The sequence below is a fragment of the Corynebacterium sp. HMSC064E08 genome, from assembly GCF_001811805.1.
Classification (GTDB): Bacteria; Actinomycetota; Actinomycetes; order Mycobacteriales; family Mycobacteriaceae; genus Corynebacterium; species Corynebacterium jeikeium_D.
Genome location: NZ_KV806692.1, coordinates 72,143 through 95,899, shown reverse-complemented (window position 1 = coordinate 95,899; position 23,757 = coordinate 72,143). Strand labels below are relative to the sequence as shown.

Genomic DNA, 23,757 nt, shown 5'->3' with positions numbered 1-23,757 from the left:
CTACTTTCTCTCGCCCATTGCACGCGGCAACGTCAGCACGAAGGTAGCACCGCCGCCGGGTGTCTGTTCGGCGCGGATGGCGCCTCCCATGGCGTCGGCAAAACGCGAGGCGGCGGCAAGTCCCAGACCAAGGCCCTGAGATTGTGCCGAGTAGTCGCCAAGGCGTTGGAACGGTTGAAAAATCTCCTCCAACTTATCCTCCGGGATGCCCTTACCGTGGTCAATGATCAAAATGTCTATGCATGCGCTCGCAGCGATAGCACCCAGCGAGCCCATAACCGGCATGTCGGCGGGACCGCGCACACCGCGCTCGCTGGGCCGCGTACGAATGGTCAGGCTCGACTCCGGTGCGTACTGACGGCCGTTGATGACGATGTTGGAAACAATGCGCTGGATCAGCCCAGGATCGCCTTCCACCATGCAGGCGTCATGGTCAATATCGCGGTCAATGTGACCTGCGGCTTCCGGCAGCTCCGCACATACCGCGTCCACAACATCGGAGACGCTAACCGGCACACTTTCCACCCGCTTGGTGCTGGAGTCGATGCGGCTGGCATCGAGTAGGTTGCCAATGACCACCTCTAGGCGGTCAGCGGAACTCTCGATTGTCTCCATGAGGATGAGACGCGTTTCGTCGTCAAGCTCGACGTCCTCCATGTTCATGCTGGAGATCGCAGCCTTGATGCTGGCCAGCGGTGTGCGCAGGTCATGTGAAACGGCGGTCAGCACCGCGCTGCCCACGCGGTTGCCCGCCTCGAGGGCAGCGGTGGCGCGGCGCATCGCGGCGATTTCCTCCATGTCCATGAGCGCCCGGATGCGGGAACCGTGAGCCGCAATCATGGCAGTCTCAGCGGCGGTGAGTTCACGGCCACTGAGCACAAAGCGCAGGTCATCGCCGGAGCTGACCTTAGTCATCGGCAGCTCTGTCGGCCACGGTTCGGACAAGCCGTGTTCGGCGGTGGTGACAATGGTCAACCACTTCTTGCGCTCTGAGGAGTAACGCTGCACGTCCACGCGCTCCATCGAGAACGTATCCGCCAAGCTGTGGACCAGGTTGGACATGTTGTCGCCATCGTGGACGACACCGTGTGCCAACTCGGACATTACGACTGCCTGATGCAGACTCCTGTCCGCCATCTCGCGGCGGCGCTCGGAACGCTCCACCACCGTCGCCACAGCCGCCGCAATCACACCGAAGAGCAGGATTTGAGCCAAGCTGGCCGGCTCGGTGATAGTCAGGGTGTTCACCGGGGCGGTGAAGTACCAGTTTGCCAGAATTGAGGAGACCACCACTGCCGCCAGCGCTGGCACCAACCCTGCCGCCATAGCGGCGAAGACTATCGGCATCAGATAGGTCAGCAGCAGTACGCCCAGGAACTCCGGGCCGGTGTCCAGCTGGTAGAGCAGCAACGTCAGTAGCACTGGCCCCACCAGTGCCAGCAGCCAACCGGTGATACGTCGCTCCTTGGAAAAGCGAGAGCGCAGTTTCTTGCGCCGCTTGGCTTTCTTCTCTGAGCTTGAGGAGATGATGTGCACATCGATGGGCTCAGCCTGGTCGATGATGCGCTGCGAGGTACTTAAGCCCACGTAGCGCCGCAGTCCTCGCTCCGAGCCAATGACCAGCTGCGATGCATTCACCGTGCGGGAGAACTCCAGCAGGATGCCCGGCACATCATCGCCCACGATGGTACGCCACTGCCCACCCAGCGACTCGGTGAGGTCCTGCAGTTTTCGCAGTCGACGCAAGTAGCCGCGGTCGAGGCCATCGTCATCACCGGTAATGTGCACGACAATCATCTCGCGGCCGGCCACGCGACCGGTCATACGAGCACCGCGACGAATCATGGCCTCGGCGTTGTTGTCATCACGCACCGCTACCACCACACGCTCGCGGGTAGTCCAATGATCGTCGATCTCCTCATCTTCGCGGTAGGAGTCCAGAACCTCTTCGACCTTGTCGGCCAGCCACAGCAGTGCCAGCTCACGCAGGGCGCTGAGGTTGCCGGGTCGGAAGTACTTCCGCAGCGCCAGTTCCGCTTGCTCCTTGCGGTAGATTTCGCCGCGGGACAGTCGGATACGCAGGGCATCCGGGCTTAAGTCGATGAGCTCAATCTCGTCCGCATCGCGGAGGACACGGTCGGGCACCGTCTCCATTTGGCGCACGCCGGTGACGGCCGCAACGACGTCGTTAAGCGATTCCAGGTGCTGGATGTTCATCGTCGAGATGACGTCGATGCCTGCGTCGAGAAGCTGGTAGACATCGTGCCAGCGCTTGCGTTGCTGAACGAACTCGTTGTCCGGCTCATCGGTAACGACGGTGTGCGCGAGCTCATCGACGAGGGCGACCTCGGGACGCATCTCGATAATCGCATCAACATCCAGCTCACGATAGGTGTTGCCGCGGTAGGACACCTTTCGACAATCCAACACTGGCAGGCCTTCGATGAGCTTCTTCGTCCGCTCGCGACCGTGGTGTTCCACCAGACCAATGACTACCTCGTGCCCACGGGAGTACAGATCGTGCCCCTCGCTCAACATGGCGCACGTCTTACCCACGCCCGGGGCGAACCCCAGGTAGACCTTCAGTTTTCCTCGCTTGGCCATTTCTTACAGACCTTTACTTGCCATACCTTGCCCAATCGCAGGATGCTTACTGTCCGTCTGTCAGAGCGGCGTTCAGCTTTACGACGTTGACCAGTCGCCCACCATCCTGCGAGCCCTGTTCCGTAATTGCGTTTTCACTATTTTCCGAGATCAACCGCTCAACCTCTGCCTGTGGCAGGTTGCGCTCCTTGGCCACGCGCGGTGCTTGCAGCTGTGCGTACTTCTCGGAGATATGCGGATCCAGACCGGAACCGGAGGCGGTGACTGCCTCCACCGGTACCTGGGCCGGGTCGATGCCCTCGCGGGCAGCGACATCGGTGCGGCGCTGTTCGATTTCAGCCTGGAACTCCTTGCTATACGGCGACACGTTCGATGCCGAAGACGACATCGCGTCGTAGCCATTATCCCCCGCAGCAGACGGGCGCGGGTAGAAAAATCCCGGCTTTGTCACTTCTTGGGCAATGAGCTCCGAGCCCTGGGCCTTGCCTGCGGAGTCATACATCATCGAGCCATCAGCGTTATCGGACCAGATTCGCCCCACTACCCAGATTGCGGCTGGGTACAGCAGGCCGATAACCACGGTGAGCAGCAAATATGCCTTGATTGTGGTGGATACCAACCGAAAGTTCTTGTTCATGTCCTTCTCGATTCTTTTCACATGTTGCGAGATGCCAAGTGCTGTGCGCTGGCTGCGCCGTTTGGCGCGAGGCCAAGGCACTTACATCCCGAACACTCCGGAGAGCAGGAGGTCAATAATTTTGATGCCGACAAACGGTGCGATGATGCCACCGACACCGAAGATGAGCAGGTTGCGGCTCAGCAGTGAGGCAGCCGACCCGGCGCGGTACTTCACGCCCTTGAGAGCCAGCGGAATCAAGGCGACAATCACCAGCGCGTTGAAGATCACTGCAGACAGGATGGCGCTTTCCGGCGAATGCAGGTTCATGATGTTGAGCTTGTCCAGGCCAGGCAGCGCCGTGACGAACATGGCTGGAATGATGGCGAAGTACTTCGCCACGTCATTGGCAATGGAGAAGGTGGTCAGCGCACCGCGGGTAATCAGCAACTGCTTGCCGATTCCCACCACGTCAATGAGCTTGGTCGGATCCGAATCCAGGTCCACCATGTTGGCCGCTTCCTTCGCCGCCGACGTACCAGTGTTCATTGCCACGCCCACATCTGCCTGCGCCAATGCCGGTGCATCGTTGGTGCCGTCACCGGTCATGGCGACCAGGCGTCCCTTCGACTGCTCCTTGCGGATCAACTCTAGCTTCTGCTCCGGGGTGGCCTCAGCGAGCACATCGTCGACGCCGGCCTCCTTCGCAATCGCATGCGCCGTCACCGCATTGTCGCCCGTGATCATGACGGTACGAATGCCCATTTCACGCAGCTGATCGAAACGCTCACGCATGCCAGGCTTAACGACGTCCTTGAGATAAATAACACCCAGCACTCGTCCGGACTCACCGCTGGTTACTTCGTCGCCGCCAAATACCTCGGCGACCACCAGCGCGGTACCGCCCGCTTCCGAAATGCGCTGGACAATGCCATCGACCTCGGGCGGCACGGTGGCACCGATGCACTTCATCAGCTTCACAATCTCCATTGCGGCACCCTTGACTACCTTGCGTTTCTTCTCGCCGCCGGTAGCGGGGAACTCGATACCACTCATACGAGTCTGAGCGGTAAAGGGAATGAAGGTCGCATTGGCATAGACGGATTCGTCGATGCGTTCATTCGATTCGGTTTCCGCGAGCTCGACAATGGAGCGGCCCTCGGGGGTTTCGTCGGCAAGCGAAGAAAGCTGGCAGGCGTGTACCAATTCAGCGTGCGTGGTGTCGCCGACCTCGGAGAACTCCGCAGCCTGACGGTTACCGAAGGTGATGGTGCCGGTCTTGTCTAGCAGCAGCGTGGCGACGTCACCAGCGGCCTCAACCGCACGGCCCGACATGGCCAACACGTTGTGCTGAACCAGGCGGTCCATACCGGCGATACCAATAGCGGACAGCAGCGCGCCGATAGTGGTCGGGATCAGGCAGATCAGCAGTGCGACCAGTACCAATGGGTCCTGCTCAGCGCCGTTGAAGACAGCCATTGGTGCCAAGGCGATGACGACCATGAGGAAGATCAGGGTCAACACGTGCAGCAGGGAACCAAGTGCCAGCTCGTTCGGAGTCTTCTTGCGCTGTGCGCCTTCGACCAGACCAATCATGCGATCCATGAAGCTCTCACCGGGCATGGTGGTGACCTCGATGGCGATGGCGTCGGAAAGCACGCGTGTACCACCGGTGACCGCGCACCGATCACCGCCGGCCTCGCGGATGACCGGCGCGGACTCACCGGTAATGGCGGACTCATCGACACTGGCAGCGCCGACGATCACGTCGCCATCGGCGGGAATCGGCTCGCCGGCGGAGACGATGACGATGTCACCCGGAACCAGGTCCGTGGCCGCGACCTTGGTGGTCTGCGCGGCTGGGTTCTCCAGTGCTGCAGCGGCGTTGGCGCCGTTGTTGAGCTTGAAGGCATCAGAGGTGGTGCGCGAAGCGCGCAGCGATTCCGCCTGTGCCTTGCCGCGGCCCTCAGCGACGGCTTCCGCCAGCGTTGCAAAAAGTACCGTCAACCACAGCCACACCGTGATGGAAATACTGAACAGCGACGGGTGCGCAATGGCCAGGACCAGCGTAAATGCGGCACCGACTTCGACCAGGAACATCACCGGGGTGGCGATGAGCTGGCGCGGGTTCATCTTGCTCAGCGCCAGCGGCAGAGCCGCTTTCAGTGCGCTGGGAGAAAATGCGGAAGATGCGTTGGAATTCTTGCTCATGACAGGGCCTCCGTCAGCGGACCTAGGACGAGGGTTGGTAGGAAGGTCAGGGCGCTGACGATGATTGCGATGGCAACGGTCAGGCCGACAAACTGCGGTCGGTGAGTTGGCAGGGTGCCAGCGGTCTCGGCGGCTGGTCGCTGCTTGGCGAAGTCACCAGCCAGACCCAGCACCATGACAATTGGAAGAAAGCGACCAAACAGCATGGCGAAACCGAGGCTCATGTTGAACCACGGGGTATCGGCACCGAAGCCCGCGAATGCCGAACCATTGTTGTTGGACGCACTGGTGAAGGCGTAAATCAGGTCGGAGAAACCGTGCGGCCCATCAGCGGACACGGAGTCCAGCGTCGACGGCAGCATGGTGGAGATACCGACACCTGCCAGCACCAGCACTGGCATGACCAGGATGTAGAGGCAAATCTTGGTGATTTCCGAAACACCAATGCGCTTGCCCAGGTATTCCGGGGTACGGCCGACCATCAGGCCGGCGATGAATACGGTCAGGATGGCGATGATGAGCATGCCGTAGAGACCGGAGCCCACACCACCAGGGCTGATCTCACCCAGCAGCATGTTCAGCATGAGCATGCCGCCTGCCAGTGGTGAGTAGCTGGAGTGGAAGCTGTCCACCGCGCCTGTCGACGTCATGGTGGTGGTCACCGCAAAGAAGGAACTCGGCAGCACGCCAAAGCGCATTTCCTTGCCCTCCATGCCGCCACCTTGGAAGGTCTGCAGCGCAGTCTCGCTGGACATAACGGCAGCCAGAGAGATGAAGTAGAGCACCGCCATGGTGGACAGAATTGCCCAGCCCTGGCGCTTGTCACCGATGATGACACCGAATGCCCTGGTCAACGAGACCGGAATCAACAGGATAAGGAAGATTTCCAGCATGTTGGTCCACGCATTCGGGTTTTCAAATGGATGCGCGGAGTTGGCGTTGAAGTAGCCACCGCCGTTGGTGCCCAATTCCTTGATGACCTCCTGCGATGCCACGGCACCGCCCGGGATAGTCTGGCTGCCGCCGGTGACAGTCTGGATAGTCTGTGGGGCCGAGAAATTCTGGATGGCACCCTGCGAAATCAGCAGAATTGCACCAATAGCGGCGATGGGCAGCAGCACTCGCAGGACGGTACGAGTCAGATCTACCCAGAAGTTGCCGATGTTGCCGTCACCGTGACGGTTGGCCAGGCCTCGGACCAGCGCCACCGCCACTGCAATACCGACTGCGGCGGAGACGAAGTTCTGAACTGCCAGGCCAGCCATCTGGGTTAGCACTGTCATGGCTTCTTCACCGGAGTAGGACTGCCAGTTGGTGTTGGTGGTAAACGACACCGCGGTGTTCCACGCCTGGTCCGGAGAAACTGGGCCCTTGCCGTGGTTGAGCGGTAGCCACTGCTGCACTCGCTGCAGCAGGTAGACGAAGATGACGCTGACAGCGGAGAAGCTCAACACACTGGCGGTGTACTTTGTCCAGTGCTGGTTGGCCTCTGGGCGCACACCGATGGCGCGGTAGAAACCGCGCTCAACACCCAAGTGTTTATCAGTGGTGAATACCCGCCCCATGTAATTGCCGAGCGGGATGTAAAGGATGGCCAGTGCGGCCATCACGATGATTACCGGGACAAATCCCATAATGACGTTGCTCACGAGAATCGCTCCGGATCAATCAGGGCGACCAGGACATAGCCCAATGCCGCCAAACCTAAAATGGCGCCGACGATCAATTCCCACGTCATAGTTTCTTCACCGCCTTTGCGCAGCCCTGCAGTAGCAGGAAGGCCGCAATGGTGAGTAGAAGAAGCAAAATGTCTACGAACATGACAGTTATAAAACACCCATACCTACTGCGGCGGGCACCTATTAACGCTTTTTTAACACCCGACTGAACTGGGGTTATGCGCTTAGAGATGTGCGAATGCACTTCTGATTAAGAAAGTGCCAATGCAGGTACGCGGCGAATTAATACCAGTTTCGGGGCTGAGTGGACTGAGCAGGCGCACTGGTGTTGCCGACTTATCGATGGTTTTCCGTGACCTGTCGATGACTTCCGTTGTCTTATCGATGGTTTTCCGCCACTTATGCGCACGTTGTGGGGTCTACCTGAGCACTTGTCGATGCGTTATTCACTGATGGCCACGCTATAGCGCATCGACAGGTGAATAGCTCATCGACAAGTGGCCGACCGCCCCTGCCCTCGCCGGCCCCGTCCCCGCCGTCTCCGCACCCAGCCGGACCACGCGCTACCCGAAGGTTTTTGGACACGGAGCATAGGCGCGAAGCATAAAAAAACCGGGCACCACACTTCCTGCGTGATACCCGGTTTTAATGGATTGAGTTAGGCCGAAGCAACCGGCCCGAAGCAACCAACCTAGAAGTGGCGGACTAAGCCTAACTAGTTAGTCCTCCGGTGCGAGCTCGCTTTCGGTAACCCACTTGTGGTTCTTCATGGTCATGCCGTCTTCGTCGATATCAACCATGTAGACCGGCTCCTGGGTGGAGTAATCAACAGTACCCTTGGCGCCCTTCATGCCCGCCATGTGCTCGGCATTGATGGTGATCTCGGAGCCGTCGGCAAGCGGAGCCTCACCTGGGTTCTCCAGCTCCTCATGAACAACCCAACGGTGATCCTTCACCGGTTCACTGCCATCGGTCGGAGTGTAGGACACGGAGTACGTGGTGGTGTTGAAATCACCAACAACCTTGCCTTCTGCACCCTTCATGCCCGGCATGTGATCAGCTAGAACCTTCACTTCACTGCCGACCGGAAACTTCGCGTTGTCAGCCGGAGCCATTCCCTCGGGAGCCGGACCGCCATCGGTCGGGTGATCATGGCCAGCCATTGCATCGTCATCATGGTCGCCGTGCTCACCGTGGTCATCGGCATCGTCCATGTCATCCATGTCGTCCGTGTCCTCAGAGCTGGTTGCCGTTGCCGACGAGCTGGTCTCGCTAACAGTGCTGCCTGCTTCGGTATTAGTCGAATCATCGGAGGAGCAACCGGCCAGCGCAAGCACGCTGGCGGCACCTGCGGCTACAAGCGCATTAAGTGGTCGGATATTCTTTGCCATGGTCAAGCTCCTTTGTTGTTGATGTCAATCAATCTATGCCCTCACCCTACCGACGCTCCTCTAACGCCACCAGGACTTATCGCCCTCGGCGGACGGAAATCGTCCAGCCGGCCTCACCGGTCTGCTCGAAGTTGGTGACCTCGTGTCCATCCTTCGCAGCCCAGCGCGGAATCGCATCCGTGGCCTGGGTGCAGTCGAATGGAATCACCAGCTCCTCGCCGACCTCAATCTTGTTGATTGCATCCTTGGCCTCGATCAACGGGAATGGGCACACCGCGCCGACGGTGTCGAGCTCGTATCGCCCATCGCCCAGCGGCTTGAGCTTGCCGTCATCCTGCTTGACGACGCTCCGGTCGAGCAACGCCACCGGAGCGACAGCAAAGGCACCCGCCAGCGGGGAGGCCTCGGTGCCAGCGGCACCGGCACCTTCGCTACCCGGCAGGGACACAGGAGAAGTAGCAGCCGAAGCGACCGGAGCAGTTGCCGATACCGCCGTGTCGTTGGTGGTGGAAGGGGTGCTCGGGACGTCGCTAAGCGAAGGCGCGGACGGCTTCAGCCAAAGCTTGGCGGCGATAGCGACACCTGCGGCGATGGACGCCAGCGCGAGCCAACCCTGGTAGCTGAACAGCGAAGTCTGGACCATGCCGTTGCCGACGGTGCAGCCGCCGGCCCACGCAGCGCCGACACCCATGAAGATGCCGCCGACTACCGAGCGGGCGCCCTGAGTGGCGTCCGGGACGCGGAGACGGAATTCACCGGAGGCCTTGGCCGCGATGAAGGAACCGACGAGGATGCCGAGGACGAGGAGGACGCCCCAGTCGAAACGCTCGGTGTCACCAGTGACAACGTAGTTAGCGAGGTTGGAGGACGGAGTGGTGATGCCGAGGCCATCGTTGCGGCCGGTAGCTGCGGACAGTGGCCATGCAATCACGCCCAGTACACCGACGATGGCGGCGGTGGCGTACACGTGCCAGGGCTTCTCAGCCAGGATGTGCGCGAGACCGGACTTACGCGGTGCCAGAGTTACCGGGCGCGGGCCGGAGAATTCTTCGCGCAGGAAGCGGACGGCGAAGTATGCCGTGACGGCGCTCAGCGCGATGACCAGTGGCCAGATACTAATGCCCAGAGAGGCGTGGATGCTGGTCAGGCCGACGGTGCGGTCCTTCAGGGAATCCTGCAGGCCGTTGAGGAAGCCAGTCTTCATGGCAGCAGCGGATAGGGCGTAAAAGACCAGTGCGATCCAGGAGCCGATCAGGCCCTCACCGGAGCGGTACCAGGTACCCGAGGCGCAGCCACCGGCCAGGACGATACCCAGTCCGAAGATAACGCCACCAATAATGACAGCCAGCGGTGCCAATTCCTTGTATTCGGGAGTAATCACGCCGGCGCTGGTCAGGGCGGCCAGACCGATGGCGTGAACGGAAATAACAATCAGCAGGGCGACGAAGCCGCGCCAGCTGCGCTGAGTGAAGATGTCGCGCAAGAAGCCGGTGACGCAGAAGCGTCCTCGCTGCATAACAAAGCCGAGCACGGCACCCAGCGCTAGTCCTGAAATGAGCATGAGAGTGTTTCTCCTAAATTTATGAGCCAGTCCGCCATCAAAGCCATAATGAACAGACCTGTCTATTAGTGGATTAGAAGCTACTCTACACAGCGAAAAAAGTCCAACTTAATGAAGTTTTCATAGGGTAGAACACCTGCCAATAGACAGACCGAACCGTATAGTTGCTGGTGAGAAGCGCAAGTTGTGGCAAGCTAAAACACTATGAGCGCACAGAATTCAGCCCTGGTTGGACACCAGCGACACCAGCGGTTCCTTGCGATGCGCTCGATACTCGACCTTCCTTTTACCCATGCTTTCGCCCTTGATCCTCAGGCGGTCATCGATATTTCCGGTGTGGCCCGCCTCAGCGAGCTCAATGCCAAAAATGTCGCAATAATCGACAGTTTGCGGCCACTCGCCCACACCAACACGCAGGACTTTTACGCCATCGATGACGCAGCAGAAGCTCTGGGGACCGCCTTGCGAATGGCGATTTCCTCCCGGCAGCTACTCTGGTTTAGCTCGCTGCCCCACAGTGATGTGGACAAGGTACAAAACATCCTCGGCGGCGACATCGTTCATGTGGTGGGCGCGGAACTGGCCGTCGATAAGCTCGATGACAGTCCCCTCGAGCTTCCCACTGCGCTGAAGCAGCGCGGAGAACCACTGGTGCCCATCGCTATCTCGCCAAGCGAGCTGGTGCAGGCCTGGGCACACGGCAGTCTCAAGCAGCAAAAACTGCTCGCTTACCTGCTGGAGGGAACAAATACGCTGGTCATGCAGCAAAAGGACCTGCAGGCACTACGCAAAGTCGGGACCAAACTCATCGAGCGCAACCCCGTGTGGCGCCTGCTCTACAACCCGAAGGTCCTCGCCTATCTGGTGGTGATGGTCTACTCTTCGCTCCGCGCGCTACCTGTGGTTTTCGTCCCCGGATTCCACGGCAATGTCTGGGTGCTGTGGAGCATCGACATCATTACCGCTATCCCCTACACCTGGGGAATTGTCGAGATGATCACCGGCCGCTCATTCGGCCGAAGAATGCTGGGGCTCCTGATCACCGTAGTGACTTTCGTCTCGCCCTATGTCTATTTCTGGGCCAACGGACGCGATTATCCGGTGTGGGTCACCATCTTTGTCATTGCATTAATTGTCGCAGCCTGCGCCGTCGAATACGCCCGCTGGCTGCGCGACCGCGCCATCTCCGCAATCCTGCGCCAACCACCCACCAACTGCCGCTAGCGACCGCTAAGTGAGCGCCGCACGCCGCCAATAATCAGCCAGGCACCGGCGGCAACGTTGACAGCCACAAGCCCGTGGATAGACGCCTTGCTTAACGACGCTGCCATCGTCTCACTTGCGATAAGCATGCCGGTCGAGACAATCCAGATGAACGTTGCGGCAATGTTGGCAATCCGGCCGCGTTCCACGCGGAATGGATGCGTGTAGTGCAGCGGCACCAGCGTCATTGCGCTGAAGATAAAAATGGCAGCGATGCACACCGCCATGGGCGCGTTCCATACCCACAGCAAGACTGCCACGATGTTCCATGCGGCAGGGAAACCAACGAAGTAGTAATCGCCAGACTTGGCGGCTTCGTTGGCATAGCAGAACATCGACGACACCAGGACCAGAATCATCAGGGCGATCGCCAACGGACGTGGCCCCAGAGGCAGATACATGACCATGAAAGCGGCGGGTATGGCGGTCCAGGTGAGATAGTCAACGATGTTGTCCACCACTGCGCCGTTAAACCACGGGACGACTTCCTTGATGTGATGCTTACGCGCCATATTGCCATCGACACCATCGACGACGAGGGCAATTCCCAACCAGAGCCACATCCAATGTGGGCGGCCCTCCAGCAGCGCGACCACAGCCAGCGTTGCCCACACCAAACCGGTCAGCGTAAAGGCATGCACAGCCCAGGCGATGACATGCTGGCGCCGGGTGAAGCGGGTGAAGGTCGCGGCGGTGCTGGCAGTATCGGCGCAGGCAGTATCTGGCCCACTGGCGGCACTAGAACTGGCATTGTCGGAGCGGGTAGTAGCGTTCACGGCAGATGTCCTTTAGAGAACAAATGCGCACAACTGCAAACCTTTATCGCAGTTGTGCGCAGAGTCGATTTTTTCAATCGGTGAGTATAACGGCCGATGGATCGTTTTCCCGTATTTTTACTCGGGCTTGTGCCGAGTTATTTAACGACGATCCTCGAACCAACCGGTAACAGCCGGTGCTGTGTTCTCGTAGACCAGCTTGGCTTCGGTGTACTCCTCCAGGCCGGTCGGGCCCAGCTCGCGGCCGATACCGGACTGACCAAAGCCACCCCACTCGGCCTGTGGCAGGTAGGGGCCAAAGTCGTTGATCCAGACGGTACCGTGACGCAGCTCGCGGGAAACACGCTCAGAAACCTCGCGGTTAGATGTCCACACCGCACCGGCCAGGCCATATTCGGTGTCGTTGCCGATCTCGATGGCCTCGTCAACCGTGGTGAAGGTCTCCACCGTCACTACCGGGCCAAAGGCTTCGTCGTGGACGCAGTCCATATCGCGGGTGACCTGGTCAATCACGGTTGGGAGGTAGAAGTAGCCGTCGGCAAGCGAGGCGGAACCATCGGCGGTGGTGCCCGTGGCGATCTCGCCGCCTACGCGCACACGAGCGCCCTGCTCACGAGCTCGATCGACGTATGCCGCGACCTTATCCAGGTGCTGCTTCGAAATCAGCGCACCGGTCTCGGCCTTCTCGTCGAGCGGACCGCCGAGCTGGATGTGTCCGGCGCGCTCGACCAGATCGTCGACAAACTTCTCGGCGATGGACTCCTCCACAATCAAGCGAGCGCCCGCCGAGCACACCTGACCGGAGTGCAGGAACGCAGCATTGAGGGCATTGTCCAAAGCGGCTTCGTAATCGGCGTCGGCGAAGATGATGTTCGGGTTCTTGCCGCCGAGCTCAAGCGCGACCTTCTTCACAGACTTAGCCGCTTCACCAGCAATAATCTTGCCAGTGACAAGACCGCCAGTGAAGGAGACCATGTCCACCTTCGGATGCGAGGACAGCGGTGCGCCCGCTTCGGCACCGGCTCCGGTAATGAGGTTGGCAACGCCTGCCGGAACACCCAGATCATCGATGACGTGCATGAGCAGAATTGCTGTGTGCGGAGTCAGCTCCGCCGGCTTGAGCACAAAGGTATTGCCCGTGGCCAGCGCCGGTGCAACCTTCCATGCGGTCTGCAGCAGTGGGTAGTTCCACGGCGTAATCAGGCCACAGACACCAACAGGTTCACGCACAATACGCGCGACGACGGACGGGTCATCCGCATCCACGAGACGACCGGCATCATTGCCCGCGAGCTTCCCGAAGTACTCAAAGCAGGCAATGATGTCATCCATATCGGCTGCCGCCTCAGGCAGGCGCTTGCCGGTATCCATAGCCTCTGCCCAGGCAAATTCGTCCTTGCGCTGCCTGATGGCAGCTCCGATATCGAGTACCAACTTGCTGCGCTCAGCTGTGCTCCAGGATGCCCAGGAACCTTCTCCGGTACGTCGGAAAGCAGCGTCGGCGGCGGCGATGGCGCGCTCGGTGTCGGTTGCGTCTGCTTCTGCGACCTCGGCGATGAAAGAGCCGTCGGCCGGGCACTCGATGGTGCGAGTATTGCCAGCGGCTGCAGCGGACCAGGTGCCGTTGATAAACAGCGTGGCGGCCCCTTCGTGAGATTTGGCGGTCTCGGTTGCGAGAGCCTTATCAGTAGTGGAAGGCTTAAAGGTCATTTAGGAATCCTCCTTGGCGTAGTCATCAGACCATTCGCGGACAGGTTCGGCATTATCGGACAGATCTGAGGTGCCCGGGAGATCAGACTGCATATGCAGGAACTCCAAGTGCCGTTCGTAGAGGTCGAGGACGTCGGAAATCAGCTGCTCTTGGGTGTAGCCATAGACGTCGTAGCCGAGCGAGCCGGTAAGCGTGAAGACCTCGAGACGGTAGTAGTAAATATCAGCATCACTGTCCAGGTGTACCAGGCCAGCGAAAGACGGCGTCAAGTGTTCAACCGGATAGACCTGGTAGCGGAAGCTCATCTCCTCGCCGAAACCGACCTGCAGGTCAATCTGGTCGATGCCAACTTCTTCTGCTGGTTCACGGTGCAGCGTCACTTCGCCGCCACGATCCCTGATAGCTTCTGCCACCTGTTCAAGCGCGGGCTGTACCACTCGGTCGAGGTAGCGCATGACTGGCTTCTTGCCCGGGAAGGACATGGAGCGGGCAAGTCGCTTACGCCAGTCGCCCTGTTCGCCATCTACGGCGCGGCCCGACATCGCCCCATGGAGGGCTCGACGTGTCGAATCCTGTTGCAGCAGCTCCAGTCGCAGCGACTTAAAGAGGCCATACATCACCAGATAGATGACAAAGGCGAACGGCAGGCCCATCACAATCGTCGCGGACTGCAGTGTCGGAATACCGCCGACGTAGAGCATCGCGATGGTCAGCACACCGACCACGACAGCCCAGAAAATACGGGTCCACTTCTTACCGTCCTGCTGTGTGTCGGTGATCTTCGAAGTGAAGTTACTCATCACCAGTGCTGCCGAGTCAGCCGAGGTGATGTAGAGCAGCAGACCGATCAGGGAGGCGACTGCCGCCACCAACATCGGTGCCGGGTACTGCTCTAGCAGAAGGTAGAAGGCGCGCTCCGGGTAATCCAATGCAGTCTGCCCAAACTCCGAATCGCCACCGATAACCAGGTCCAGAGCCGAGTTACCGAACACCGATACCCACATCAGAACGAAGAGGAATGGAATGGTCAGCGTGCCGACGACAAACTGACGCAGACTACGGCCACGGGAAATGCGAGCCAGGAACAAACCGACGAACGGTGCCCAGGCCACCCACCAAGCCCAGAAGAACAGGGTCCAGGAGTTCAACCATTCCTGCGCTCCGGAGAACGCGTAGGTATCCATAGTCATGGACGGGAACTTCGAGACGTACTCACCGACGTTCATCACCAGTGCGTCAAACAGGAACGCGGTGCGGCCGGTAACCAGGATGTAGAGCATCAAGCAGATGGCCAGGCCAACGTTGAGCTCCGAGAGACGACGAATTCCCTTGTCGACACCGGAAACTGCGGAGGCGATAGCCACCGATACGGCCACGACGATTAGAGCGATCTGCCAGGACGTACTCTCATCCACCCCGAACAGCACACGCAGGCCGTAATTCAGCTGGACGACGCCGATACCCAGCGAGGTTGCGACACCGAAAACGGTACCCAGCATCGCCGCGATTTCGACCGCTTCACCAGCGGGGCCGTGGATGCGCTTGCCGATAATCGGATAGAGCGCCGAACGAATGGTCAGCGGCATGTTCAGGCGATACGCGAAGTAGCCGAATGCCATACCCATCAGGGCGTAGAGTGCCCAACCGGTCACGCCATAGTGGAAGAGCGTGAACACCACTGCCTGACGTGCAGCTTCGATGGTCTCCGCGTCTCCGGTCGGCGGGCCATAAAACTGTGCCACCGGCTCCGCTACCGAGAAGAAGAGCAGGTCAATGCCGATACCCGCCGCAAAGAGCATAGAGGCCCAGGAGAACAGACCAAACTGAGGCTTGGCGTGATCGGGGCCGAGCTTAATCTGTCCCGTTCGCGAGATAGCGACGTAGAGCATGAAGAGCACTGCCACCGTCGCGGTCACAATATAGAACCAGCCGAAGTTCTTCGATACCCAGGCGACAATGCCAGCTAGGGTGTCCGCTGCATTGTCCGGGGCAAAAATAGCCCACAGGGCAATGGTAAGAATGCCAACACCTGAAATAATAAACACAGGCCAGTTGACCTCAGGCTCGGAGGTCACACTCGCTTGCGCTTGTTGTGGAGGGGCCGACTGCGATCGCTGCATTCCTTGCGACGATCCAGATTTTTCCTCCGTTACCTTCTCAGTTGGCGGAGTATCAGACATAGGAAAATCCTTCAGATTCGGGAACTAACCCAGCATACCTAGTTTGAATAATCCCTCAAGCTTAAGAATCGATTCAGAAGAATTCTCCAATACCAACATCAACACCTTCACCTGCATATTTACCCAGTTTTCAAGACGTTTAAAATCATTCCAACTGGAATTGAATACCAATTGTGTGGCATTCTATATAGGTGAAGGGGATTTGAGATACGCCTCCGGCCACTTATTCCAATATCAATATATAGGGCCCGCCTTTAAATATTACTTGGGGCTTATCGGGGCTTATCACAGTCCTTGAAAACCATTCCGATATACATCGGCAAACAACCTACGGAGGTACACCAGAACATGGGAGCTTTCCCGGCTGTCTTCAACTTCGGTAAAAAGAATGGCAACACCACAGTCGAACACCGCGACGTCGTCATCGTTGGCGCGGGCTCTGCCGGCTCTGTGCTGGCTAACCGGCTGTCCGCAGACCACACTCAGCAGGTGCTCGTACTCGAGGCCGGCCGCATGGACTCCCTCTGGGATCTCTACATTCACATGCCTTCGGCGTTCTCCTTCCCAATCGGTAACAAGTACTACGACTGGAAGTACGAATCCGAGCCGGAACCGGAGATGAACGGTCGCCGCATCTACCACGCCCGCGGCAAGGTCGTCGGCGGCTCCTCCTCCATCAACGGCCAAATTTACCAGCGCGGTAACCCCATGGACTACGACAAGTGGGGCGACACCAAGGGGCTGGAGAACTGGGGCTGGAACCACGTTCTGCCGTACTTCAAGCGCATGGAAAATGCGCTCGGCTCCGACAAGGACGACCCGCGCCGTGGCCACGACGGCCCACTGCGCATGAAGCGCGGTCCGGCCGATTCTCCGCTGTTCAAGGCCTTCTTCAAGTCTGTCCAGCAGGCCGGCTACAACTACACCCCGGACGTCAACGGCTACCGCCAGGAGGGCTTCGGTCCCTTCGACGCGAACATCGACAAGGGCCGTCGCCTCTCCGCTGCCCGCGCATACCTGCACCCAGCCCTGCAGCGTCCAAATCTGGAGCTCCGCACCCGCGCAGAAGCCACCCGCATCCTCTTCGAGGGCACCAAGGCCGTCGGCATCGAGTACACCTGGAAGGGTCGTACACACCAGGTGCGAGCAGACAAGGTCATCCTCTGCGGTGGCGCTTTCAACTCTCCGCAGCTGCTCGAGGTCTCCGGCGTTGGCGATGAGAAGATTCTGAATGCCGCCGGAGTGAACGTCGTCAAGCACCTGCCTGGTGTCGGCGAGAACCTGCAGGACCACCTGGAGGTCTACATTCAGTACAACGCCACCCAGCCGGTGTCTTCACAGCCGTACCTGGAGAAGTGGCGTTGGCCGTTCATCGGTCTGTGGTGGATGCTCACCCACAAGGGCCCGGTGGCAACGTCGCACTTCGAGGGTGGCGGTTTCGCGCGCTCCAACGACAACGAGCCCTACCCGAACCTGATGTTCCACTTCCTGCCGCTGGCCATGCGTTACGACGGCACGAAGATCGATAGCCCGCACGGTTTCCAGTTCCACGTTGGTCCGATGTACTCGGATGCCCGTGGCCATGTCCACATCACCTCCTCGGACATCAAGGTCAAGCCGTCGATCCTGTTCAACTACCTGTCCACTGATCAGGACCGCCGTGAATGGGTCGAGGCTGTGAAGGTCTCCCGTAAGTTGCTGGACACTCCGGCCATGAAGGAGTACACCGACGGCGAGATTTCCCCGGGTGCAGATGTGCAGACCGACGAGGAAATTCTCGAGTGGGTCCGCAAGGATGCCGAGACCGCACTGCACCCATCCTGCACCTGCAAGATGGGGCCGGCCTCCGACGAGATGGCCGTGGTCGATCCGGAGACCATGCAGGTCCACGGCACCGAGGGCCTCTACGTGGTTGACGCTTCGGTCATGCCGGGCATCACCAACGGCAATATCTACGCACCGACCATGATGATTGCCGAAAAGGCCGCTGACCTCATCGCCGGCAAGACCCCGCTGGCACCGCAGGACATTCCGTTCTACCGTGCTGGCCAGGGTATGCCGCTGGATCCGCCGGAGAGCACCAAGTAGTCCTTGAGTTCTTGAGGCGGTAGCGCGACGTCTATCGCGCAACGCCGTTCGTCGGCATTGGCCGGGTTCTCCCACGCGGGGGAATCCGGCCTTAGTGTTACTCTCGCCCCTATGAGCAGTACAACCTCGCAGACACTCGAAAACCTCCGACGCTCATCAATCATTCTGGCACCGATGGCCGGTGGCCCATCCACGCCCGAACTCGTCGCTGCCGTTTCCAATGCTGGCGGGGTTGGCACCCTTGCCGCCGGATATCTCACTGTCGAAAAGCTCACTGAACAAGCACGGAAGACGTGCGCACTGCTTGACGACGGCAAAGGTTTCGGCATCAACCTCTTCTGCCCCAACACTGCTGACGCCGGTATCGGAACCTCAGAGGAGGAACTTGCTCAGTGGACCGCTTTTCGTAATCGTCTGGCGCCGGCCGCTGCCCACTTCGACATCGACTTGCCTGACACTCCGACCTGGTCAGATGACTACTTCTCGGCGAAAGTCGAGGCAATTCTCGCTGATGACTTTCTGCCCAATCCCGATGCCCTGAAGTTCGTCTCCTTTACCTTTGGCTACCCAGATAACGAGGTCATTGCTCGGGTAAAGGAATCAGGCCGCAAAGTGATTTTGAATGCGACCTCAATTGAGGGTGTACAGGCGGCGGCGAAGGCTGGCGCTGATCGCATTGTCCTGCAGGGACTAGCTGCGGGTGGGCACCGCGCATTTGTGAAGGGGAAGGATTCGTCCGACAGCATTGGGGCCTCTGTGGAAGAGCTCGCCCAAGCAGTCACCGAAGCATGTGCAGTTACCAATGTTCCCATCATCGCCGCTGGTGGGGTGGGTAACCGAGAGGACGTCGTCAAGCTTGTGGAAGCCGGCGCGGTGGCTGTGCAAGCTGGCACACGGTTCCTCACCACCGCGGAGGCGGGTACGAAGGAGACGCACCGACGGGCACTGCGTGATTTGGTGGGGCGTGACACCGTTTTGACTCATGCTTTTTCCGGCAAGCCAGCGCGTGCCATCGAGAACACGTTTACCCGGGAGTTTTCTAGGGTCGCGCCGGAGCTTTACCCGCAACTGCACTACTTGACCACACCGCTTCGCGGCGCGGCGAATAAGGCCGTCGATCCCGAGTATCTCAATTTGTGGGCAGGTATTGCGTTTGCGCAGTGCGAGGTTCAATATGCGGGCGATGTTGTTGCGGAGTTGTCAGTGTCAATGTAACCGCTATCAGACTCCCCTATCCACAAATGTAGAAATGTTCCATATCAACAGGTAGCCCATCCGCACACTCACCCGGCGGAGTTTGGGGAAATTACGCTTGCGTTCAAATTAAAAAGTAGGTGATTTTTACAATGGGAATCGGTGAAATTTTACTCTCGATCGTCATTATTGCAGTGCTTTTGATTATTCCTGCATTGTTAATCACTGCAATTGTGCTGCTTTATAAGACTTACAAGAACAGCGAAAACGAGAAATAACGCACTCTCAAAAATGGCTAGTCCCCTCCGACTGACCATGCACACACGAAAAATGACCAGCCCCGGACATATATCGCGGCTGGTCATTTGGCTTTATTTGTGACGACGACTTTTATGGCGACGGCGCGGTTGTGGCGTTAAGCGTCTAGCAGCCAATCGTTCGGGCTGAACAGCTCGAAGTGAACGTTATCGCGAGCAACACCGCGATCGGCGAGCTGCTGGCGAATGGCCTGCAGGAAGCCGTTGCCACCACAGAGGTAGAACTGAGCGCCCTCCGGCAGCTCCGCATCCGCCAGATTCATCAAATCCGGCTCGTACCACACCTGCTGGCGAGCATTGGTCAGAGCGGCGACAGCATTGTCACGCTCTGCGCGCAGGGCATCTGCGGTTTCTGCACGGTCCGCGTGGAGGACGACAACATCTCGCTTAGAGTCGCCAGCCACCAGGGCATCCAGCATGCCGATCATCGGAGTTGCGCCAATACCTGCGGAAATGAGTACCACCGGGTCATCGGACTTGGTGTCCAACACCAGGTCGCCTGCAGGCAGAGAGATCTCGATGGCATCGCCCGGCTGCACCTTTTCCCACAGCTGTGTGGAAACTTCGCCAGCCGGCAGGTCCTCAGAGGCATCGACACGACGAACCGCGAAGGTCAGAACACCTTCCTTGCCGCCGACCAGGGAGTACTGACGTAGCTGGCCGGCGCCGTCCGGCATGGTCTGACGCACGGAGATGTACTGTCCTGGGAGGTAGGAAACGGGGGTTTCGTCGTCAAGCTTGACGGAGAACACTGCGACATCATCACCGCGGTCTTCACGAGAGACGACGTGAGCGGCGCGGAAGACATCGCCTGCTTCGACACCGAGGTCGTCATAGAGCCCCTTCTCGAAGTTGATGAGAACACGCTCCATCTCCAGGTAGACGGCATCCCACGCATCGCGGACAGCTCCCTGAAAGACCTCTGGGGTGAGGATTTCCTCGATGGCATCGAAGAGGTGCTTGTGTACGATTGGGTACTGCTCCGGCTTGATACCAACGGAGATGTGCTTGTGGCCGATGCGGGAAAGCAGTTCTTCCGGGGCGGGAGCATCTGGGTCGACCAGGGTAGCTGCGAAGGTAGCGACGGATGCCGCCAGCGCCTTCTGCTGAGCACCCTGCTTCTGGTTGCCGCGGTTGAAGGTATCGGCAATGAGCTCCGGGTGAGCAGCGAACATCCGGTTATAGAAGTTCGGCGTGATTTTCTCGATGTTGGCACCGACAACGGGCAGGGTTTGGGTGATGACTTCAGCCTGCTCTGGAGTCAGGCCGTTCTTGTTAACATTCAGGTTTGGCATGACTTCACAATAACACCATATTGCGCATTCCGTTTGCGTATTATCACCCAATGGTGTCCCTAACTACTCTATGCGGTTGAGTTTTACCCGTCTTGAACTGCAAAAATGGCAATGTCGAAAACTTCACCAGAAAACTTCGACAGCACCATTTTTAGCTTTTTCAACCCGCGGTCAGGCCTTCAGCTCTGCACCTAAGCCGGACGAATATTGAGCTGGGTACTCCCCTGCGGACCGCCTCCCTCGGGGCGATTGGCATCCACACCATCAACCGGCTTGGCGGGAATGAGATCCGCAATCAACACCGGATCCAGCGCGGCGAAGAACGCCTCCTGCGCGGCCGCTAACTTGCCACGCAACAGGCACGTCGGCAGCAATGGGCAGTCAGTGCCGACGCAATCGACGACCTCGTTGTTTTCCAGAGTGCGCAGCAGCTTGCCGACGGATTTTTCCGTAGCCGAATCTCGCAGATAGATGCCACCATTGCGCCCCTTGACCGCTTCCAAGAAGCCGAGCTCCACAAGCCGCGAGACAACCTTGGAAACATGCGCGCGAGACGCATTGAGAGACTCCGCTACCTCGGCAGCGGTGTATTTGCGCCCCAGCTCCCCCATCGCCATCAAAGTGATGACACGCAGGCTCAAATCAGAGAAAAGCGTTAGTTGCATTGCGTGTCATCCTTCATCGTTGTACTGCACAAACCACCCCCTTGCCAGCCACTTCGGGCAACAAGGGGGTGGTTCTAGGTTCTAGCTTTTAGCAAGGCTAGCTAGCAAGATCTTAGTCCTGCAGGCTCTTCTCGATACGGGCCTTCAGAGCCTCGAACTCGTCCCAAACCTCCTGCGGAACGCGGTCGCCGAGGAACTTCAGCCACTCCTCGTTGTCCGGGAGGTCACCCTGCCACTTAGCAGCCGGTGCCTTCAGGGCTTCCTTGACATCGGCGAAGTCGATGTCCAGGCCAGTCAGATCCAGGTCCTCTGCCTTAGCGGTGTGACCAACAACGGTCTCCTTGGCGCCAACACGGCCCTCAATGCGGTCGATGATCCACTTGAGAACACGGGAGTTGTCGCCGAAGCCCGGCCACAGGAAGCGACCGTCTTCGCCGCGGCGGAACCAGTTGACCAGGAAGACCTCTGGCATCTTGTCGCCGCCCTTGACACCCATGTCAATCCAGTGCTGCAGGTAGTCACCGACGTTGTAGCCAATGAACGGCAGCATTGCCATCGGGTCGTGACGCAGGGAGCCAACCTTAGCCTCAGCGGAAGCAGCGGTCTGACCGGAAGCCAGGGTTGCACCGATGAAGGTTGCGTGGTTCCAGGACAGAGCCTGGGTCACCAGCGGCACAGTGTCCGGGCGACGGCCACCGAACAGGATGGCGTCAATCGGGACACCCTGCGGGTCGTCATACTCCGGTGCAGCGACCGGGCACTGCGAAATCGGGGTGCAGTAACGGGAGTTCGGGTGCGAGGACAGCTCGTCGGAATCCGGAGTCCAGTCATTGCCCTTCCAGTCAATGAGGTGCTCCGGCTTGCCTTCCATGCCTTCCCACCAGACGTCGCCATCGTCGGTCAGTGCGACGTTGGTGAACAGGGTGTTACCGGCCTCCATGGTCTTCATGGCGTTCGGGTTGGAGGAGTAGTTGGTACCCGGTGCAACACCGAAGAAGCCGTTCTCCGGGTTGACAGCGTACAGGCGGCCGTCCTCACCGAACTTCAGCCATGCGATGTCGTCACCGACGACCTCGGCCTTCCAGCCCTCGATGGTCGGAGTCAGCATAGCCAGGTTGGTCTTACCACATGCAGACGGGAATGCAGCGGCGATGTGGTAGGCCTTGCCCTCTGGGTTGGTGAGCTTCAGGATGAGCATGTGCTCGGCCATCCAGCCCTCTTCCTTAGCCATGACCGAAGCGATACGCAGTGCGTAGCACTTCTTGGCCAGGATGGCGTTTCCGCCGTAGCCGGAACCGTAGGACCAAATCTCCTTGGTCTCCGGGAACTGGGTGATGTACTTCTCATCGTTGCACGGCCATGCAACGTCCTCCTGGCCCTCCTCCAGCGGAGCGCCAACGGAGTGCAGAGCGTGGACGAAGTCTCCGTCCGGACCAATCTTGTCCAGGGCATCCTGACCCATGCGGGTCATGATTCGCATGGAGAGAACCACGTACTCCGAGTCGGTCAGCTGAACACCCAGCTTCGGCTCCGGGTCGGTAATCGGACCCATGCAGAACGGAACGACGAACATGGTGCGACCCTTCATGGAACCGCGGTAGTGCTCGGTCATTTCCTTCTTCAGCTCGACCGGATCCGCCCAGTTGTTGGTCGGGCCAGCGTCCTCTTCCTTTTCAGAAGCGATGAACGTGCGGGACTCCACACGAGCAACGTCCTTCGGGTTAGAGCGGGCAAGGAAAGAGTTCGGGCGCTTTTCCTCATTCAGCTTGATAAGAGTTCCCTTATCAACCAGGTCCTGGGTAAGGCGGTTCCACTCTTCTTCCGAGCCATCAGCAAAGACAACCTTGTCTGGCTGGGTCAGTTCTACGACCTCAGCAATCCAGCGCAGCAGTTCGGCGTTCTCGGTCGGGGCCTGGCCCTCGAGACCAGGAATAGAAGGTGCGGACATCAGTTCTCCTGACTCATTGATTCGCGTCTTAATTTAAGGCTACCGGGGGATACCGAAAGTTGCCGGGCCCCACATCGACAATCGGCTCGTTCCCTCATTTGCAAGCCGTTACATCACGGCTTTACAACAAATAATTTTCCTCGCCCCATTCTTGCGACCTGTTCATTTATGGCCATAACCAGCGAATAAGGCCAGCCTCACCACATAAATTTACAACCATTAACCCTTTGGCTGCAGTTACCCCCATTTGTAAGCAAC

16 protein-coding genes are annotated in these 23,757 nt (G+C 59.0%); 3 read left to right on the top strand and 13 right to left on the bottom strand.

Annotated features, from left to right (window positions below):
* The 7 genes from HMPREF2820_RS01175 to HMPREF2820_RS01145 form a co-directional block, all read right to left on the bottom strand.
* Window positions 1–2,604, bottom strand: a complete 2,604-nt coding sequence (locus HMPREF2820_RS01175; RefSeq protein ID WP_070602354.1) for a sensor histidine kinase — start codon at window positions 2,602–2,604, stop codon at window positions 1–3.
* A gap of 46 nt (window positions 2,605–2,650) precedes the next feature.
* On the bottom strand, window positions 2,651–3,241 hold the full coding sequence (kdpC, locus tag HMPREF2820_RS01170; protein ID WP_048734312.1) for a K(+)-transporting ATPase subunit C: 591 nt from the start codon (window positions 3,239–3,241) through the stop codon (window positions 2,651–2,653).
* Between the two features lie 81 nt (window positions 3,242–3,322).
* Window positions 3,323–5,431 (bottom strand): potassium-transporting ATPase subunit KdpB, encoded by a 2,109-nt coding sequence (gene kdpB, locus HMPREF2820_RS01165; protein WP_049181801.1) that lies wholly within the window; start codon window positions 5,429–5,431, stop codon window positions 3,323–3,325.
* The gene (gene kdpA / locus HMPREF2820_RS01160) at window positions 5,428–7,080 is read right to left on the bottom strand and encodes a potassium-transporting ATPase subunit KdpA (protein WP_070602352.1); all 1,653 of its coding nucleotides are present in this window, start codon (window positions 7,078–7,080) and stop codon (window positions 5,428–5,430) included. Before kdpA ends, kdpB begins: the two co-directional genes overlap by 4 nt.
* Window positions 7,077–7,169 (bottom strand): potassium-transporting ATPase subunit F, encoded by a 93-nt coding sequence (locus tag HMPREF2820_RS01155; RefSeq protein WP_016421618.1) that lies wholly within the window; start codon window positions 7,167–7,169, stop codon window positions 7,077–7,079. The genes kdpA and HMPREF2820_RS01155 overlap by 4 nt, the downstream gene beginning before the upstream one ends.
* A gap of 660 nt (window positions 7,170–7,829) precedes the next feature.
* On the bottom strand, window positions 7,830–8,501 hold the full coding sequence (locus HMPREF2820_RS01150) for a YdhK family protein (RefSeq protein WP_083308391.1): 672 nt from the start codon (window positions 8,499–8,501) through the stop codon (window positions 7,830–7,832).
* A 76-nt stretch (window positions 8,502–8,577) separates the two neighbouring features.
* Window positions 8,578–10,062 carry a YeeE/YedE thiosulfate transporter family protein gene (locus tag HMPREF2820_RS01145; RefSeq protein WP_070602350.1) on the bottom strand — a complete coding sequence of 495 codons (1,485 nt, stop codon included), beginning with the start codon at window positions 10,060–10,062 and terminating at the stop codon, window positions 8,578–8,580.
* Between the two features lie 204 nt (window positions 10,063–10,266).
* On the opposite strand from HMPREF2820_RS01145, the gene HMPREF2820_RS01140 reads away from it, so the two are divergent.
* Window positions 10,267–11,286 carry a hypothetical protein gene (locus HMPREF2820_RS01140; RefSeq protein ID WP_070602348.1) on the top strand — a complete coding sequence of 340 codons (1,020 nt, stop codon included), beginning with the start codon at window positions 10,267–10,269 and terminating at the stop codon, window positions 11,284–11,286.
* Here the strand turns inward: HMPREF2820_RS01140 and HMPREF2820_RS01135 are convergent.
* The 3 genes from HMPREF2820_RS01135 to betT form a co-directional block, all read right to left on the bottom strand.
* Entirely contained in the window at window positions 11,283–12,101 is an 819-nt protein-coding gene (locus tag HMPREF2820_RS01135) for a CDP-alcohol phosphatidyltransferase family protein (protein WP_083308390.1), read from the bottom strand. The two genes, HMPREF2820_RS01140 and HMPREF2820_RS01135, sit on opposite strands and share 4 nt — an antisense overlap.
* Before the next feature lie 141 nt (window positions 12,102–12,242).
* A complete protein-coding gene (locus HMPREF2820_RS01130; RefSeq protein ID WP_070602346.1) occupies window positions 12,243–13,811 on the bottom strand; it encodes an aldehyde dehydrogenase family protein in 1,569 nt (522 codons plus the stop codon).
* Window positions 13,812–15,992, bottom strand: coding sequence for a choline BCCT transporter BetT (betT, locus tag HMPREF2820_RS01125; RefSeq protein WP_070602343.1), 2,181 nt, complete (start codon window positions 15,990–15,992; stop codon window positions 13,812–13,814).
* A gap of 348 nt (window positions 15,993–16,340) precedes the next feature.
* Between betT and betA the strand changes: the two genes are divergently transcribed.
* Window positions 16,341–18,080 (top strand): choline dehydrogenase, encoded by a 1,740-nt coding sequence (gene betA / locus HMPREF2820_RS01120; RefSeq protein ID WP_049171795.1) that lies wholly within the window; start codon window positions 16,341–16,343, stop codon window positions 18,078–18,080.
* Between the two features lie 111 nt (window positions 18,081–18,191).
* Window positions 18,192–19,295: an NAD(P)H-dependent flavin oxidoreductase gene (locus tag HMPREF2820_RS01115; protein WP_070602341.1), complete on the top strand. Its 1,104-nt coding sequence runs from the start codon at window positions 18,192–18,194 to the stop codon at window positions 19,293–19,295.
* Between the two features lie 394 nt (window positions 19,296–19,689).
* Here the strand turns inward: HMPREF2820_RS01115 and HMPREF2820_RS01110 are convergent, their stop codons facing one another.
* The 3 genes from HMPREF2820_RS01110 to HMPREF2820_RS01100 form a co-directional block, all read right to left on the bottom strand.
* The gene (locus HMPREF2820_RS01110) at window positions 19,690–20,886 is read right to left on the bottom strand and encodes a globin domain-containing protein (RefSeq protein WP_070602339.1); all 1,197 of its coding nucleotides are present in this window, start codon (window positions 20,884–20,886) and stop codon (window positions 19,690–19,692) included.
* 191 nt (window positions 20,887–21,077) lie between these two features.
* On the bottom strand, window positions 21,078–21,551 hold the full coding sequence (locus tag HMPREF2820_RS01105) for an Rrf2 family transcriptional regulator (RefSeq protein ID WP_070602337.1): 474 nt from the start codon (window positions 21,549–21,551) through the stop codon (window positions 21,078–21,080).
* Between the two features lie 112 nt (window positions 21,552–21,663).
* On the bottom strand, window positions 21,664–23,499 hold the full coding sequence (locus tag HMPREF2820_RS01100) for a phosphoenolpyruvate carboxykinase (GTP) (protein WP_049171801.1): 1,836 nt from the start codon (window positions 23,497–23,499) through the stop codon (window positions 21,664–21,666).
* Between the last annotated feature and the right edge of the window lie 258 nt (window positions 23,500–23,757).

What these genes read in the sequence shown, in the direction of transcription:
- betT (WP_070602343.1), bottom strand. Translation starts at nt 15,992, where the DNA reads ATGTCTGATACTCCGCCAACTGAGAAGGTAACGGAGGAAAAATCTGGA.
- HMPREF2820_RS01150 (WP_083308391.1), bottom strand. Translation starts at nt 8,501, where the DNA reads ATGGCAAAGAATATCCGACCACTTAATGCGCTTGTAGCCGCAGGTGCC.
- HMPREF2820_RS01110 (WP_070602339.1), bottom strand. Translation starts at nt 20,886, where the DNA reads ATGCCAAACCTGAATGTTAACAAGAACGGCCTGACTCCAGAGCAGGCT.
- HMPREF2820_RS01115 (WP_070602341.1), top strand. Translation starts at nt 18,192, where the DNA reads ATGAGCAGTACAACCTCGCAGACACTCGAAAACCTCCGACGCTCATCA.
- HMPREF2820_RS01145 (WP_070602350.1), bottom strand. Translation starts at nt 10,062, where the DNA reads ATGCTCATTTCAGGACTAGCGCTGGGTGCCGTGCTCGGCTTTGTTATG.
- HMPREF2820_RS01100 (WP_049171801.1), bottom strand. Translation starts at nt 23,499, where the DNA reads ATGTCCGCACCTTCTATTCCTGGTCTCGAGGGCCAGGCCCCGACCGAG.
- HMPREF2820_RS01175 (WP_070602354.1), bottom strand. Translation starts at nt 2,604, where the DNA reads ATGGCCAAGCGAGGAAAACTGAAGGTCTACCTGGGGTTCGCCCCGGGC.
- HMPREF2820_RS01105 (WP_070602337.1), bottom strand. Translation starts at nt 21,551, where the DNA reads ATGCAACTAACGCTTTTCTCTGATTTGAGCCTGCGTGTCATCACTTTG.
- kdpC (WP_048734312.1), bottom strand. Translation starts at nt 3,241, where the DNA reads ATGAACAAGAACTTTCGGTTGGTATCCACCACAATCAAGGCATATTTG.
- betA (WP_049171795.1), top strand. Translation starts at nt 16,341, where the DNA reads ATGGGAGCTTTCCCGGCTGTCTTCAACTTCGGTAAAAAGAATGGCAAC.
- HMPREF2820_RS01140 (WP_070602348.1), top strand. Translation starts at nt 10,267, where the DNA reads ATGAGCGCACAGAATTCAGCCCTGGTTGGACACCAGCGACACCAGCGG.
- HMPREF2820_RS01155 (WP_016421618.1), bottom strand. Translation starts at nt 7,169, where the DNA reads ATGACGTGGGAATTGATCGTCGGCGCCATTTTAGGTTTGGCGGCATTG.
- kdpB (WP_049181801.1), bottom strand. Translation starts at nt 5,431, where the DNA reads ATGAGCAAGAATTCCAACGCATCTTCCGCATTTTCTCCCAGCGCACTG.
- HMPREF2820_RS01130 (WP_070602346.1), bottom strand. Translation starts at nt 13,811, where the DNA reads ATGACCTTTAAGCCTTCCACTACTGATAAGGCTCTCGCAACCGAGACC.